The following is a 14964-nucleotide window of genomic DNA, read 5'->3' on the forward strand; positions in this document are numbered from 1 at the left end:
CTTCGACCCCAAATGATTCCATGGACGGAGCCTGAACCCACCCCGCCGAACACGAATACGAGGTTCCACCATGTCCCGGAAATTTTCCCCCGCCGTCCTGTCGGCCATGATCGCTCTGACGCTGTCCGGCGCGGCCTTCGCCGAACGCGGCGATCTCGAAGAGCTGCGCTCCTACGACGCCAACGCCTGGATCGTCATCAAGAACGACCGCCTGCATCAGGTGACCACCTACGCCAAGCAGGAAGACAACAAGCGGCTGCGCTCCTTCCGGCAGGAACTGACCTTCGAGGCCTCCATCGACGCGACGGCCAAGCTGCTTCTGGATATTGCGAATTACCCACGCTGGTTCCACATGAACCGCGAAAGCCGGATGGTGAAGCAAATCTCCCCGACCGAATTCCTGTACTACCAACTCTTTGACACCCCGCCCGGACAACCCCCGCGCGATGTGGTGGTGCGAGCGACGATCCAGCCCTACAGCGCCCGCACCGGCGCGTTGAAACTGGTGCTGCGCGCGGCGCCGGACGCACTGCCGCCCCAGCCCGGCGTCGTGCGCATCCCCGCCTGGGAAATGACGGCGACATACACGCCGCTGGGAAACGGGATGATGAAAGGGGTGACGGAAGGTTATGTCGATCCGGGCGGCAATGCACCGGCCTGGGCGGTCAACTACGTCCAGCGCGCCGCGCCGTATCGCAACGCCTTGGGCATCCAGCGCATCGTCAAGTACTACGAGAGCAACGACTTCCAGACGCCATTCAAGTACAAGGAATGACAACGGCGCGGCGGGGAAATCATCCCGCCGCCGGATCCCCGTCCATCCCGGCGAACAGGTCATCGTTCAGGACCGGCGCAACCTCCGGGGCCTTCCGGCGGCGAGTGCGCGAGGTGCCGGACGGGACGGTTTTCGGTTTCCCCGCCTTGCGCGACCCATGCTTCGCCAGCACCGCTCCTTGCACCGCCCGGTTCTCGGCGCTGCGCTTGCGCTCGTAGAGGAACTGCTTCATTACCGCCGTTTCCGCCGCGAAATCGATGATGGGTGGCGCCACGCCCGCCAGCAGGTCGTGACGGCCGGAGAGGATCTGCTCGTCCGTCATCCCCGCCAGCTCCGGCAGCCAGCGCCGCACGAACCGGCATCGCGGGTCCTGGTCCTGCAACTGCTTCAGGGGCGAATAGACGCGGAAGGTGTTGATGCCCACCACCCCGGCCTGCATCTGCAACTGCGCCAGATGGATGCCCGGCTCGTAATCCAGCCACAGCCGCGCCAGCGGCGGATGCAGCACGCGCCAGTCCAGCCGCAGCGCGTGGCAGGCGAAGGACGTGATCATGGCGCGCATGCGGAAATTGAGGAAACCGGTGGCGGCCAGGCAGCGCAGGCAGGCGTCGATCATCGGAAAACCGGTGCGGCCGTCAAGGTAGGCGGCCAGCCGGTCGTCAGCCAGCGCGCCGGAGACGTAGGGCGGCTGCTCGAACACCGGATTGAGGGCGTGGAATTCCATCGCCGGTTCGCTTTCCAGCCGCTGGATGAAATGGTCGTGCCAGTGCAGGCGCGACAGGAAGGCCGTCAGCGAACGGGCGAACCGGGCATCGTCGGGGTGGTCGGATTTCGCCAGCGCCTCGCGCCGTTGCCGCGCTTCCTGGAACACCGCGCGCAGGCTGATCGTTCCCCAGGCCAGATGCGGCGACAGCCGCGACCCGGCGGTAAAGGCGCGGTTGGGGGAACTGATGCCGCCCCGGTAAAACAGGCCGCGTTCCTGCAGGAAGGAATCGAGCACCGACCAGGCGGCGCTTTCAGTGACGGTTTGCAGGCGGGCGTCGTGCGAGCCGGCCCACGGGCGGAAGAGGTCCGTGATTTCAGGCAATGGCGTCACCCAACGGGCGCGCACGTCCGGCGGCAGGGGCCGCAGCGGCGCGCGGCCGGGACGCGGCGCGGTCATGTAAGCCCACCAGAATTTCTCGCGGCCGTCGCGTTCGACCAGTCCCCGGATCACGCCGTTTTGCGGCAGCTCGACCAGTCGCACGCCGCGCGCCCGGCACCAGCGGATTACCGCCTTGTCGCGCTCGAAGGTATAACCGACGCCGGTTTCCTGATGGGCATAGATCGCCTGAAACGGCTGTTCCCGCCAGAGTTGTTCCAGTCCGTCCACCACTTCGGCCGCCATCACCCGCGCACCGCCGCCCGCGCCCGCCAGCTCGCGCTGCAAGGCCGCCAGCGCCTGGTATTGTGCGTGCCCGTGGAAACGGCCGGTGTCTTCCGCCCGGATCAGCGACGGTTCCAGAAAAAACACCGGCAACACGAGCTCCGCCTCCGCCAGCGCGCGGCAGTAAGCCGGGTTGTCATACAGCCGGAAATCGCGCTTGATCCACCACAGGGCGACTGCCCCGACCGCCGTCATCTCACACCTCGTCCAGCCGCGCGCGCAGGAACACCGCCCGCTCGCGGATCGCCGTGACCTCCGTTTCCCCCATCTTCTCCAGCGTGCGGTAAACCATGCCCAGGCGCGGATTGCGCCCCAGCCGCTCGCGGTGCCGGTCGAAAAAATCCCAGTACAGCGCGTTGAAGGGACAGGCCTTCTCCCCCACCCGCTGCTTGCGGTCGTAGGGGCAGTCGCGGCAGTAATCGCTCATGCGGTCGATGTAGGCCGCGCCGGAGACATAGGGCTTGGTGGCCAGCAGCCCGCCATCGGCGAACTGGCTCATGCCCAGCGTGTTCGGCAGTTCGACCCACTCGAAGGCGTCGATGTAGATGCCCAGGTACCAGCGGTGCACCTCGGCCGGATCGACCCCCGCCAGCAGCGCGAAATTGCCGGTGATCATCAAGCGCTGGATGTGGTGCGCGTAGGCGGTATCCAGCGACTGGCCGATGGCGTGGGCGAGGCAGCGCATCTTTGTTTGGCCGTCCCAGAACCAGCGCGGCAGCGGCGTGTGGTGGTCCAGCGCGTTGAGCGTGTCGTAACCCGGCATGCGCGCCCAGTAGACGCCGCGCACGTATTCCCGCCAGCCGAGAATCTGGCGGATGAAGCCCTCCACCGCCGCCAGCGGTGCGCGCCCGGCCCGCCATGCCGCCTCCGCCCGCTCCACCACCTCGCGCGGGTCCAGCAGCTTCACGTTCAGCGCGAAGGACAATAGCGAGTGGAACAGGTTCGTCGCATGGCGGCTCATCGCATCCTGGTAATCGCCGAAATGCGGCAGGCGCTGCGTCAGGAAATCATCAAGATCGGCCAGCGCCTCGGCGCGGTTCAGCGGCCAGGGGAAGGCCTCGGCCGAGGGGTTGCCGAAGGATTTCACACCCGCGTCCGTGATCGTTTGCCACAAGGCGCGATGGTCGTGGCGGCGACGGCGGTCCGGCGGTTCCGGCGGCTCGCCGCGCCAGGGCTTGCGGTTGTCTTGGTCGAAGTTCCACTGCCCGCCTTCCGGCTTGCCGTCCGCCGTCAGCAGCACGCCGTGGCGCTGGCGCAGCGTGCGGTAGAAATGTTCCATCAGCCATTGGCGGCGGCCCGCGAAGATGCCGGCGGCCTCGTCGCGGCTGGTGTAGAAATGATCGCTGTCCACCGCCCGGACGGGAATCGGGGCGGCAGCGGCATAGTCCGCCAGTTGCCGGTCCAGCCGCCATTCGTCCGGGTGCTGGTATTCCAGCGCGGCCGCGTCGTAATGGGCGATCAGCGCGTCGAGGTTGGCGGGCAGCGACTGGCGGTTGCTGGCGTCGTCGATGGCGATGTAGCGCACGCGGTGGCCCGCTTCCTTCAACTGCCGGGCGAAGTCGCGCATGGCGGCGAAGATGGCGAGGATCTTCTGGGCGTGGTGCAGCACGTAGTCGGTTTCCTGGCGGATTTCCATGAGGACGTAGAGGACGTCGGGGCGGATTTGGTCGAACCAGCGGTGGCGGGGGTTGAGCTGGTCGCCGAGGATGAGGCGCAGGGTGGTCATGCCGGGCGGCTCCGTTGGCGGCGGCAGCGTTCGGAGCAGTAGCGGACGTCGTTCCAGACCTTTTCCCATTTCTTGCGCCAGGCGAAGGGGCGGCCGCAGGCGGCGCAGGGTTTGGTGGGGAGGTGGGGTTTTTGGTGCATGGGCGGCGACTCGGGGAGCGATAGTGCTAGGTGAATCGGAATGGCAACGGGAGGGAAGTGGACAAAGGGGAACGGGGTGATTTTGGATGATGATCGTAGGGGCGCACTGCGTACGCCCTCTAGGACAAACACGCCGATTTCCCCCAAAATTGTCGATGCCTTGTAGGTCGGGCTTCAGCCCGACGATGTCCCCTGATCGGAGGGTGTTGTCGGGCTGAAGCCCGACCTACAATGATGAAAATTTGATGTTTTCCCGGTAGATCGATGCTTGTTTGGCGACAAAGGGCGCACGCAGTGCGCCCCTACGGGGTTGCCTAGAAATGAAGTTGACCGGGTTGGCGGGGGCTGTTAGCTTTCAGGCATTCCGTCCCATGGATTTAGTTCGCCTAACAAGGTGACATGATTTGCAAGCGACTAATTCTTATAGCGTTTTTAAGGGACTCAACCTTTATAGGCGACAAAGTGATATGTGAACTCTGTCGACCAAATATATTTAGGGCTTGGTATGAGACGCCACCTCTGGAAATCGCACATTTCTCCAAGCAGCTGTCCGCTATGGGGTTGCCCCGTTTGTAGCAGAGGCTCCCTACGTCTTCGCCGAGAGTCTCTCAATTACGAAGAAACTGTGGCATCTAAACGTAGCCAACAATCCGTCGATTGGTGCCCAGAAGAAATCGAATTTACATTCAATGCTTGGGCGGATTGCATAAATGAAAATTGCAAGCAATCGTTTGCGATTGCAGGCATTGGAGGCATTGAGCAGGAATACACAGGCGATGAAGATGGATCAACCGAGTGGGTAACTTTTTTCTATCCAAAAATCGTTACACCAACACTTCGCATGATCGAGATTCCATCTCGCTGCCCAAAAGCCGTAAAGCAAATTCTTGAAGATGCATTTGCGTGCTTTTGGTCTCAACCAGATGCCTGCGCTGGGCGAATCCGCGTTGCAATTGAAGCATTGCTATCACATATTGGAATCCCAACTGAAGAGACAAAGGAAAATGGAAAGCAAGTTGATCTGACGCTGCATCGAAGAATAGAGCTGTACACAAATGAAAATCCACTAGTAGGCCAACAACTGATGGCGATCAAGTGGCTTGGGAATGCAGGGAGCCACAGCAGCACACTTACCAAGGACGACATTCTCGACGCACTAGAGTTGCTTGAAAATTCATTAGTCGAAATTCTCGATAAGCGCTCCGAGAAAATGGCTGAGTTGGCCAAAAGAATCAATGCAAAGCACAACCCGAAAGCATCCTAACTATTCCGTCGAGCGGGATGGTCAGGTAGGTAAATGGGGTCATAGGTAAATGGGGTCAGACACGATATTCTTCATCAGTCGCCCCCTCAGTGAAACGCCCTTACAGCCACCACCAGCACCACCAGGTAATACGCACGGGGCAGCCAGTCATCCAGGCTTTGCACCAGCACCTCGAAGGACCGCTGCTGCGTCGCCAGATGCTGCCGGATGGCATCGGTCAGGCGGCCCGAGCGCTCGCCGACATGCACCGCCAGCCGCAACGGCTCGGTCAGTATCAGGCCATTATCGGCCAGCGCCTGCGACAGCGCAGTCCCCCGCCCCAGCTGACGGTAGCCGTTGCGCGCCTGCGCCTGATAGGACGGCACCCGGATCAGGCCGATCATGCCGTTGAGCGCGGCCTGGAAATCGACACCCGCCTCGATCATCGCCATGAACAGCCCGTACCAGTAAAACTCGAACTGGCGGCGACAGACCGCAAAGCGCCGGGTCAGCCCCAGTTGCCAGAACACCGCCGCCCACGCCAGACCGTCCATGGTCACCAGCCGCATCAGCCCACGCGTCAGGACGTAGACCGCCAGCAACGTCACCAGATTGCCAAGTACGGTCACCGCTTGCGGGCCGTCACGGAAGGCGTCCAGCACGGTCCCGGCCAGCATGGCGATCACCAGTACGGCGGCAGGCAGGACAAACCGGGCGCGCAGCGTGCTGATCCGCGCCTGCGCTTTTTCCGCACGGTCCGCCATCGCGACCAACGCCTGCGGCAATTGGCCGCCGATCTCGGACACCCGCAGGATTTCCAGTTCATACCGCTGGAACAGTCCGGTCGGCCCGAAGGCCTCAACAAAGGATTTGCCCTCGGCCAGCAGGCGGGCGGCGGGTTCCAGCCTGCGCCGCACCAGCGCGGGGATATCCTCCTGATCCCGCAGCGAGGCCGCCGCCTGGGCAGGGCTGATGCCTGCCGAGAGCAAAGCGCCCAAGGCTCGGGCAGGATGCGTGGGAGTCTTTGTCCGGAAAAGTGGCATGGTTCTCACCCTGAAAACGCCACGGAGCGGGAGGGGGCCGGGCTGCGGTCAGTATGAAACAGCCCGGCAGAGGCAACAAGCGGCACGGTTGGGGAGAGGCGTGTATGGGTGCCGACTCGATTATTGCGTTGGGCTTGATCGGGTCTGTCCCCATTTTTGAATCGGAATGGCGGCATGAGGGAATTGGACAAAGCGGAACGAGGCGCTGTTATTCAGAATGGCCGTAGGGGCGTACTGAGTACGCCCTCTTCGACAAACACGATATTTTCCCTGCCAATCGCTGCCTGTTCAGCGATGAAGGGCGCACGCAGTGCGCCCCTACGGGATTGTGGAGCGTTGAGGTTGACCGGGTTGGCGGGGGCTGCTAGTTTTCAAGTATTCCGTCCCAGGGATTTAGTTCGCCTAACAAGGTGACACACTTTGCAAGCGGCTAATTTTTAAAGTGTTTTTATGGGACTCAATCTTTATAGGCGACAAAGTGATATGCGAACTCTGTCGCCTAAATATAGTTGGGCACTCTCGAGAGAGCGAGCATGAAGCTCAGTAACGCGAAGAAAATTGCGATTTGCATGCTGGCCTGGTTGGCCGCAGTAATCGCGCACGGGTGGTATTACGTCTCATCCGTTCTGGTGCCAGGTCCGCTCCCAGACCCATATGCCAACGAAGTCTCATTTCAGCTGCTTATGTTCGCGGTATTCCGGTTTCCCATATGGTTTGCGGCGTTAGGGGTCATCATCTGGTTGGCTTTGCGTTACCGTACCGTCGTGCCCAACCATTCGCTGCAGGCGCGACGGCCCTGACGGGCCGCGGCCTGAGCTCAAACGTTAACCCACTGAGGATTGGCCTATGCAGACTCCAACGTTTAGGTTTCAGCCACGGTGGAAGGAGGAACTCGTTTGCTCCTGCGATCTTGGTTCCTTCGTGATTACGATGCCTATGGGGGTTGTCTCTGTAGAATTCCCCACAGAAGATACGTGGGAGCGTGACGCTCCTGTTTGGGCCAAGCCATACTGGGAGGAAGTTCGGAACCAGTTAACGGCTTGGTGCGACTCTCAGAAGATCCCGCTTTACACTGGACCCTATGGTAACGTTTGCTGATGCAAAGGCTGGCGCAGCGAGAGGAATAGATGTCTATCCCCTATTTTTACGTTCCCCAGCATAACCCTATGCGTAAGCCCCCATAAAACTACCGGAACCTCTATGAAAATCACCGTAGAAAAACTCGTTCGCGCCCCCGGCGAAAAGGTCTGGCTGGCATACACCACCCCGGAAGACATCGTTCAATGGAACGCCGCCTCTGACGATTGGCACACCACCCGCTCCAACGTTGACCTGCGCGTAGGCGGCGCATTTTCATCGCGGATGGAGGCCAAGGACGGCAGCTTCGGCTTTGATTTCGCAGGCACCTATACCCAGGTTATCCCCAAGCAGCTGCTTGAATATTCGTTTGGGGACAGGTCGGCCAAAGTGGAGTTCATCGAGACTCCGGACGGGGTCAATGTGCGCGTTACCTTTGATGCCGAGGAAACCCATTCCCTTGAGCAGCAACAGCAGGGATGGCAAGCCATTCTCGACAACTTCGCACGGCATGTGGAAGGCAAAGGGAAATAAGGATCTGCCTCCTATTTCGTACCGCTCGCGGAATTCGACCAGGAAGCCTTCCCGCAGTGATCCGGCCACTTGCACGAAGACCTCCCCGCCGTCACGGAGGATGGCAAAGGGCCCGCCGGCGGGGTGCGTAGAAAGTCACTGCACTGTTCATGGGATCACCGCGTCAGCCCCTTGATGCGCTTGTCATAGCCCGCGTGCGCGGCATGATCCAGCTTGGTCAGCAAACGCCGGTCGTCCATGAAACGGCGACCCGCGTCCACCAGTCCCTGTGGCATCAGGCCGTAGAAGGCATGCGCCTTGTTCAGGTAATCCGGCACCGCCACCATCAGGCGCGGCGCGCGGATGGCGCTGACTATGGCGTTCGCCACATCTTCCGGCGACACCACCGGCAGCATCCCCTTCGCGGCCTCGTCCGTGCCCGAGGCCAGCTCGGTGCTGACCGCGCTGGGCATGATCACGGTGAAATTCACCCCGGAATCGCGGTATTCCCCCGCCACCGCCTCGGTCATGCCGACCACGGCGAACTTGGTGCCGCAGTAGATGGCCGCGCCGGGAATGGCGAAGCGTCCGGCCAGCGAGGCAACGTTGATCATGTGGCCGCGACCGCGCGCCAGCATGCCCGGCAGCGCCGCGCGCATGCCGTGAATCACCCCCCGGAAATTGATGTCGATCTGCGCGTCGCTGAGACCCGGCGCTTCCTCCAGAAAACCGCCCATCGGCATGATCCCGGCATTGTTCACCAGCACGTCCAGCGGCCCCAGCGCCGCCTCGGTGGCCGCAATGAATTCGGCGAAGCTGGCCGGGTCACGCACGTCCAGATGCGCCGCGTGCAGGCCATGCTCTTTCGCCGACTGCTGCGCCAGTTCCAGGTCGACATCGCCGATGCTGACGCGCGCTCCCGCAGCGGTCAGCGCCTTCGCCGTGGCCAGGCCGATACCGCGCGCGCCGCCGGTAATGGCGATCACCGCGCCCTTCAGGTTCAGGGGTTTTGACATGTTATTGCTCCGGCCCCAAAGGGCATATTGGAATCTTTCCCTCCTGTGGAACAGGGGGGATGTCACGCAGTGACAGGGGGGTTGCGGACAGTGGCCAAACACATCCTCATGTCAAGAACCTGTTCAGACCGCCGCCGTTGACCCCCCCGGCCCCTGCGGGCCTCCCCCCTGTTTCACAGGGGGGTATGAAACATTCAGCCCCATGCATAATCGGCCGCCTCGAACCGCGTCAGCCGCTTCTTGATGTTCACCCCGTACTCCGGCCACACGAACTGGTTGCGGCCGCCCTTGTCGAGGTAATAGCTCTCGCAGACATCGGCGCGGATCGGCATCTTCGCCAGTCGTCCTTCGATGCCTGCGTTGAATTGATCCTGCACCGGCTTCCGCACTTCCAGCACGCGATGACCGCCCCGCTGCAAGGCCTTCACCGCCTGCGCGATGTAGATCGCCTGGTGCTCGGAGGTCCACATCACCGACCCCACCAGACTGTGCGAGTTGGGGCCCAGCATCATGAACATGTTGGGGAAACCGTGGATGGCCATGCCCTGATAGGCGCGCGGGGAACCCTGCCAGTGCTCGCTGAGGCTGCGGCCGTCCGCGCCCTTGATGATGCGGTAGATGGCCGGTTCCGCCACCGCGTAGCCGGTGCCGAAGATGATCGCGTCCACCGGAATCTCCACGCCGTCATCGCCCACCACGCCGTTTTCGGTGATGTGGTTCAGGCCCTGGAACAGCACGGTGACATTGGGCTGCGCCAGCGCCGGGTACCAGTCGTTGGACAGCAACGGCCGCTTGCAGCCGAAGGTATGGTTCGGGGTCAGCGCCTTGCGCAGCGCCGGGTCCGGGATGCCCAGCCGGATGTTCATTTCCCCCAACCGGTTGCCAAAGCGTTTCACCAGGTTTTCCCGCAGGAACAGCGGCAGCAACGGTTCGAAACCGAGCAGCGCCGATTCACGCACCAGCTTTTCCAGCAACGGCACGCGCTTGAACAGCTTGCGCACCGGCTCCGGCACCGCGTAGTCCGGCTTCGGCAGCACCCAGGTGGGCGTGCGCTGGAAGCTGTAAAGATGGGCGACCTTGGGCTGGATGGCGGGTAGGAACTGGATGGCCGACGCGCCGCAGCCGATCACCGCCACGCGCTTGCCGCGCAGGTCGTAGTCGTGGTTCCACAGGCCGGAATGGAAGACCGCGCCCTTGAACGTGTCCTGACCCGGAAAGTGCGGCATCTTCGCCTCGCCGATATAACCGGCGGCGGGGATGAAGAAGCGGGCGCGGTAGACTTCACCGCCCGCCGTGGTGACGCGCCAGCGCGCGGCGGCGGCGTCCCAGCGCGCGTCCTCGACGCGGGTATTGAGGCGGATCTGCCCGACGATGCCGAAGTCATGCGCCACCCGCTCCAGATAACGCTGGATTTCCGCCTGCGGCGCGTAGGTGCGTGTCCACTCGGGGTTTGGCGCGAAGCCGAGGGAATACATCTCGCTGGGCACGTCGCATTGCAGGCCGGGGTAGTCGTTGACCGCCCAGGTGCCGCCAATGCGGTTGGCCTGGTCGAGGATGACGGAGTCAGTAACGCCCTGCTCCTTCAGCTTGATGCAGGCGCTGAGCCCGGACGGACCGGCGCCGATGATCAGCGCCTCCACCTCGCGCACCGGCGTCGGTGCAACGGACCCGGCAGCCGGGACGGCGGTTTTGGCGGCCTTCGGGCGGCGGGGTTTGGCGGCTTTCGGGGCGTCGGTCATCGCAGGGCTCCGGCGGGGTTGGGTCGGTATGAATGTGGTACTTTCGTACCATTGGTCGGATCATATTGTCACCGCCGGAATGTAGTGTCAATATCGGAACCGAATGTCCGTTCACATTTTCAGGACCACTATGACCGACGCTTCCCTGTCCCGCGCCGAGCGCCAGAAACAGCAATTGCGCGCCGAGATCATCCAGGCTGCCTTCGCCGAATTCTCGGCGCGCGGCTATCACCAGACCGGCATCGCCGACATCGCCAAGCGGCTGGGCATCGGCCACGGCACCTTCTACCGCTACTTCGAGAACAAGCGCGACATCCTGGAGCACGTGATCAACGAGGTGTCGCGGCAGATCATGGAGACGCTGGCGGCGGAAAACGCGCCCGGCGCGGCCGGTTCGCTGGCGGAATACCGCGAGCAGTGCCGCCGCATCGGCAACCGTTTCGTGGCGGTGATGGCGGAAAACCCGGACATGATCCGCATGGTGCTGTTCGAGGCGACGTCGGTGGATGCGGAGATGACGAACCGCATCATGCTGCTGCAGGAATTCGGGGCGCGGATCACGGCGGAATACCTGGCGCACGGGGTGAAGCAGGGCTTCCTGCGCGCGGACCTGGATGCGGAGGCGACCAGCCATGCGGTGATCGGGCTGCTGCTGGGCGGGGCGCTAAGGTTTTTGTACAAGCCGGATGATGTGGAGGGGCGGGAGCGGTTGGTGGAGGCGACGTTGAGGCTGTTGATTGACGGGGTACGGAAGGACGGGTGAGCGGTCAGCCCTTGACCATGCGGATGGCGTCGAAGGGACACACCGCATAACACTTCGCACACCCCGTACATCCCTCCTCATCATGCAGCACCGCCCGCTTCTTCCCCCAGCCGTTGGGCCGTTCCGCCTCCAGCCACAGCACGTGCGGGGGGCAGGCCGCCACACAACGGCCGCAACCGGTGCATTGGTCGGGGTCGATCTCGGGCAGGGCGACGGGTTTCGGGGTGGTCATGGCGGGGGCGGGGAATTCCGCAAGTGGGGTTCCTGCACCATCTTACGCGAGTGGGACTGAATATCCACACTCCCGCTCCGTTGATCTTTCCCCCGCCGCGCCGCACTATCCCCCTTCAACTCAAACCGAAAAAGGACTCCGCCCATGGCCACCGTCACCCTGCAAGGCAACCCCTTTGAAACTGTTGGCAACCTGCCCGCCGTCGGCAGCAATGCCCCGGATTTCAGCGTAACCGGCGCCGACCTCGGCGAACTGCGCAAGGCCGATTTCGCGGGCAAGCGCGTCATCCTCAACATCTTCCCCAGCATCGACACCGGCACCTGCGCCACCTCGGTGCGCAAGTTCAACCAGAGCGCCGGCGAACTGGACAACACCGTGGTGCTCTGCGTGTCCGCCGACCTGCCCTTCGCCCACAGCCGTTTCTGCGGCGCGGAAGGCCTCAGCAACGTCAAGACCGGTTCCAGCTTCCGCGGCAGCTTCGGTCAGGACTATGGTGTGACTTTCGCCACCGGCCCGCTGCGCGGCCTGCTGTCGCGTTCCATCGTGGTGATTGATGCCGACGGCAAGGTCATCCACACCGAACAGGTGGCCGAGACGGTGAACGAGCCGGATTACGCGGCGGCGATCGCGGCGCTGAAGTAAGGCCGCACGCGGAGGCTAGATGCTGTTGCAGACGTGTCCGCCGTCCACCGTCAGCAGTGAGCCGGTCATGAAGGCCCCCGCGTCCGACAGCAGCAGCAGCAAGGGTCCGGCCAGATCTTCCGGCTGGCCCAGCCGCCGCTGCGGAATGCGTTTCAGCATCTGCTTCCCCGGTTCGGTTTCCCAGAAATCGCGGTTCATGTCGGTGGCGATGTAGCCCGGCGCCAGGGCGTTCACCCGGATGCGGTAACGCGCCAGTTCCAGCGCCAGCGACTTGGTGAGATGGATCAGCCCGGCCTTGGCCGCGCAATACGGCGACACCGAAGGCGTCACCCGTTGGCCCAGGATCGAGGCGATATTGACCACGCTGCCCGGCTGCCCGGCGGCGATCAGGCGGCGGGTCAGCTCGCGCGTCACCAGGTACGCGCCCTTCAGGCTGGTGTCGACCACGCCATCCCATTCCGCTTCTTCCAGATCCACGAACAGGCTTCGCCCGGACCATCCGGCGTTGTTCACCAGCAGCTGCACCGGCCGTCCGCCCAGCGCCGCTTCCGCGTCGGCAAAGGCCTGCGCCACCGAGAGCTTGTCGGTCACATCCATCGCCACCGCGTGCGCCTTCAGCCCTTGCGCGCGCAGCGCCGCGACTTCGGCCTGCAGCGTTTCCAGCCGCCGCGCCGCCAGCACCACCTCGGCCCCGGCGGCGGCCAGCACTTGCGCGAAATACAGGCCCAGACCGCCGGATGCGCCGGTCACCAGCGCGGTGCGGCCGTCGAGGCGGAGATTCGGTAGGTCACGGGTCATGGGGTCACCTTGAGGAGGAACAGACAGGTCAAGGGACGGTAATGTGAAAGCGGGCTCGCGTTCAATTCGTGTTGCGAAACACTCCCCCGGAGAACCTAACGGCAAGCTGCGATGGATGCCCAGGCCGCGCGGGCCAGCGGCTCGCTGAAGCGGTCCGGCGGCGACTGCACCCGGCCCGACAGCCAGGCGCGGCAGTAACTTTCCGCCTGCCCGATGATCAGCGAGGGCAGCAATTCCATCGGTACCGAGGCCAATTGACCGAGCTGTTCGGGATCGGCCAGCCATTCTCGCACCTGCCGGTTGCGCTGGCGGTTGCGGTCTGCCAGTTCAGCCGCATTTGGCCCCTGCGCCACGGCCGACCGAGCCTGGAACTGGAATCGGGCCAGCTCCGGCTCGGCCGTGACCCAGTCCAGATAGGCGTGAACCAGCGCCGCCACCCGGGCTTCGGCCGAGGCGGTGCCTTTCACGTAGTCCGTCCGCTGCCGGGCCTGGTCATCCAGGGCGCAGAAATACAGGGCGGCGATCAGTCCGTCCTTGTTGCCGAAGTGGTGATAGATATTGCCGACGCTGGTGTCGCAACGGACACGGATGTCCTCAATGGTGGTCGGCTCCAGACCCTTGTCATTGAAACAGGCCAGCGCGGCCGACAGGATATCCCGTTTCAGCTGGGCGCGACGGCCGGGATACTGGCGCTCCAGCACTTCTTGAATGGCCAATCTGCGGTTCTCGTCAGCCGGATGAAGCCGATATCGTGACCATTACCGTTCGGCAAGTAAAGCTTGACCTCCTGCCATATAAAGAATATTGTTCTGTTACAGAACTATATTCTGTTTTTATAAGGAGTGCGCATCATGAGTCAAGCCCTTGCCATGTTCAACAGTGTCGGCGGCGCCCATTTCAGCCAGATGGTCTGCACCATGGCCCCCTACTTCAGCACCATCAACCCGGAGCTGACAGCGCTGCAACCAGGCCGCGCCGAGGCGGTCGTACCCTTTCGCAAGGAAATCACCAATCATCTGGGCACGGTGCATGCGATTGCATTGTGCAATGTCGCCGAGTTTGTCGGCGGCCTGATGACCGATGCCTCCATTCCGTCGGGCGCCCGCTGGATACCCAAGGGCATGACCGTGGCCTATCTGGCCAAGGCCAGGGGCGATGTCCGCGCCGTGGCGGATGGCGGCCAGGTTGACTGGAGCACTTCCGGCGACAAGGAAGTCGACGTGATCGTGACCGATCCAGAAGGCCAGGTGGTGTTCACCGCCCGCATCACCATGAACGTCAAGCTGGCGGACTGACCCGGAGCCGATTATGAAAACCCTGACCCTGTTCAATCGCCTGAAGAAGCTGCCCGGCGGCACCCGCCTGTTCACCTTGGGCGTCTGCAAGACCGCGCCCTATTTCGCCTCGATTGCGCCGCAGGTGGAAGAACTGCAGCCCGGCTACGCCCGCGTGACCCTGCGCAAGCACCGCAGGGTTGAAAACCATTTGCGGACGGTGCATGCCATCGCCATGTGCAACATGGCCGAACTGGCGGGCGGGCTGATGACGGATGTGTCGATTCCGGACAAAGCGCGCTGGATTCCGGTCGGCATGACCGTGAGTTATCGCAAGAAGGCGGGCAGCGACCTGACCGCGGTGGCGCGGGGCGACGGGATCGATTGGCGGAGTCAGGGAAACATTGTGGTGCCGGTGGAAATCCGCGACCGTGATGACGCGGTCGTCTTCACCGCCGAGATCACGATGAACCTGAAGCAACCGGCCTGAACGGTGGCGGTGGCGGCCACCAAGCAAAAGCTGTGGCATGATCGGAATCCGTTTTCCCCCGAACCGA

Annotated in this window: 16 protein-coding genes; 7 read left to right on the forward strand and 9 right to left on the reverse strand. The window is 63.0% G+C overall.

What is annotated here, in order from left to right:
• Positions 1 to 70 precede the first annotated feature (70 nt).
• Positions 71 to 775 (forward strand): SRPBCC family protein, encoded by a 705-nt coding sequence (locus tag EV700_RS13155; RefSeq protein WP_130414498.1) that lies wholly within the window; start codon positions 71 to 73, stop codon positions 773 to 775.
• A 19-nt stretch (positions 776 to 794) separates the two neighbouring features.
• Here the strand turns inward: EV700_RS13155 and EV700_RS13160 are convergent, their stop codons facing one another.
• From EV700_RS13160 to EV700_RS13170, 3 genes are read right to left on the reverse strand one after another with little or no spacing between them, the layout of a single operon-like run.
• The gene (locus EV700_RS13160) at positions 795 to 2396 is read right to left on the reverse strand and encodes an FAD-binding domain-containing protein (RefSeq protein WP_130414499.1); all 1602 of its coding nucleotides are present in this window, start codon (positions 2394 to 2396) and stop codon (positions 795 to 797) included.
• A gap of 1 nt (position 2397) precedes the next feature.
• Positions 2398 to 3927 (reverse strand): cryptochrome/photolyase family protein, encoded by a 1530-nt coding sequence (locus EV700_RS13165; protein WP_207224675.1) that lies wholly within the window; start codon positions 3925 to 3927, stop codon positions 2398 to 2400.
• Positions 3924 to 4067, reverse strand: coding sequence for a DUF2256 domain-containing protein (locus EV700_RS13170; protein WP_130414501.1), 144 nt, complete (start codon positions 4065 to 4067; stop codon positions 3924 to 3926). The genes EV700_RS13165 and EV700_RS13170 overlap by 4 nt, the downstream gene beginning before the upstream one ends.
• 625 nt (positions 4068 to 4692) lie before the next feature.
• On the opposite strand from EV700_RS13170, the gene EV700_RS13175 reads away from it, so the two are divergent.
• On the forward strand, positions 4693 to 5331 hold the full coding sequence (locus tag EV700_RS13175) for a DUF4145 domain-containing protein (RefSeq protein ID WP_165391477.1): 639 nt from the start codon (positions 4693 to 4695) through the stop codon (positions 5329 to 5331).
• Between the two features lie 86 nt (positions 5332 to 5417).
• On the opposite strand, the gene EV700_RS13180 is transcribed toward EV700_RS13175, so the two are convergent.
• Entirely contained in the window at positions 5418 to 6353 is a 936-nt protein-coding gene (locus tag EV700_RS13180; protein WP_130414504.1) for a type II secretion system F family protein, read from the reverse strand.
• Positions 6354 to 7553: 1200 nt separating this feature from the next.
• Here EV700_RS13180 and EV700_RS13190 point away from each other — a divergent pair.
• Positions 7554 to 7964, forward strand: a complete 411-nt coding sequence (locus tag EV700_RS13190; protein WP_130414509.1) for an SRPBCC family protein — start codon at positions 7554 to 7556, stop codon at positions 7962 to 7964.
• A 155-nt stretch (positions 7965 to 8119) separates the two neighbouring features.
• On the opposite strand, the gene EV700_RS13195 is transcribed toward EV700_RS13190, so the two are convergent.
• Positions 8120 to 8959, reverse strand: a complete 840-nt coding sequence (locus tag EV700_RS13195; RefSeq protein ID WP_130414511.1) for an SDR family oxidoreductase — start codon at positions 8957 to 8959, stop codon at positions 8120 to 8122.
• Positions 8960 to 9153: 194 nt separating this feature from the next.
• Positions 9154 to 10698 carry a flavin-containing monooxygenase gene (locus EV700_RS13200; RefSeq protein WP_130414513.1) on the reverse strand — a complete coding sequence of 515 codons (1545 nt, stop codon included), beginning with the start codon at positions 10696 to 10698 and terminating at the stop codon, positions 9154 to 9156.
• A gap of 130 nt (positions 10699 to 10828) precedes the next feature.
• Here EV700_RS13200 and EV700_RS13205 point away from each other — a divergent pair, with 130 nt between their 5' ends.
• Positions 10829 to 11461, forward strand: coding sequence for a TetR/AcrR family transcriptional regulator (locus EV700_RS13205; protein WP_130414515.1), 633 nt, complete (start codon positions 10829 to 10831; stop codon positions 11459 to 11461).
• A 4-nt stretch (positions 11462 to 11465) separates the two neighbouring features.
• Here EV700_RS13205 and EV700_RS13210 read toward each other — a convergent pair whose 3' ends face one another.
• Complete coding sequence (locus EV700_RS13210) at positions 11466 to 11693, reverse strand: ATP-binding protein (protein ID WP_130414517.1); 228 nt, start codon at positions 11691 to 11693, stop codon at positions 11466 to 11468.
• Positions 11694 to 11837: 144 nt separating this feature from the next.
• On the opposite strand from EV700_RS13210, the gene tpx reads away from it, so the two are divergent.
• Complete coding sequence (tpx, locus tag EV700_RS13215) at positions 11838 to 12335, forward strand: thiol peroxidase (protein WP_130414519.1); 498 nt, start codon at positions 11838 to 11840, stop codon at positions 12333 to 12335.
• Between the two features lie 15 nt (positions 12336 to 12350).
• Here tpx and EV700_RS13220 read toward each other — a convergent pair whose 3' ends face one another.
• Complete coding sequence (locus tag EV700_RS13220; protein WP_130414521.1) at positions 12351 to 13133, reverse strand: SDR family NAD(P)-dependent oxidoreductase; 783 nt, start codon at positions 13131 to 13133, stop codon at positions 12351 to 12353.
• A gap of 95 nt (positions 13134 to 13228) precedes the next feature.
• The gene (locus tag EV700_RS13225) at positions 13229 to 13849 is read right to left on the reverse strand and encodes a TetR/AcrR family transcriptional regulator (RefSeq protein ID WP_130414523.1); all 621 of its coding nucleotides are present in this window, start codon (positions 13847 to 13849) and stop codon (positions 13229 to 13231) included.
• 135 nt (positions 13850 to 13984) lie between these two features.
• Between EV700_RS13225 and EV700_RS13230 the strand changes: the two genes are divergently transcribed.
• Together EV700_RS13230 and EV700_RS13235 are read left to right on the forward strand one after the other, a co-directional pair.
• The gene (locus EV700_RS13230; protein ID WP_130414525.1) at positions 13985 to 14428 is read left to right on the forward strand and encodes a hotdog fold domain-containing protein; all 444 of its coding nucleotides are present in this window, start codon (positions 13985 to 13987) and stop codon (positions 14426 to 14428) included.
• 13 nt (positions 14429 to 14441) lie between these two features.
• Positions 14442 to 14897, forward strand: a complete 456-nt coding sequence (locus EV700_RS13235) for a hotdog fold domain-containing protein (protein ID WP_130414527.1) — start codon at positions 14442 to 14444, stop codon at positions 14895 to 14897.
• The last annotated feature ends 67 nt before the right edge of the window (positions 14898 to 14964 follow it).

The sequence above is a fragment of the Fluviicoccus keumensis genome (assembly GCF_004217445.1).
GTDB classification, from domain to species: domain Bacteria; phylum Pseudomonadota; class Gammaproteobacteria; order Pseudomonadales; family Moraxellaceae; genus Fluviicoccus; species Fluviicoccus keumensis.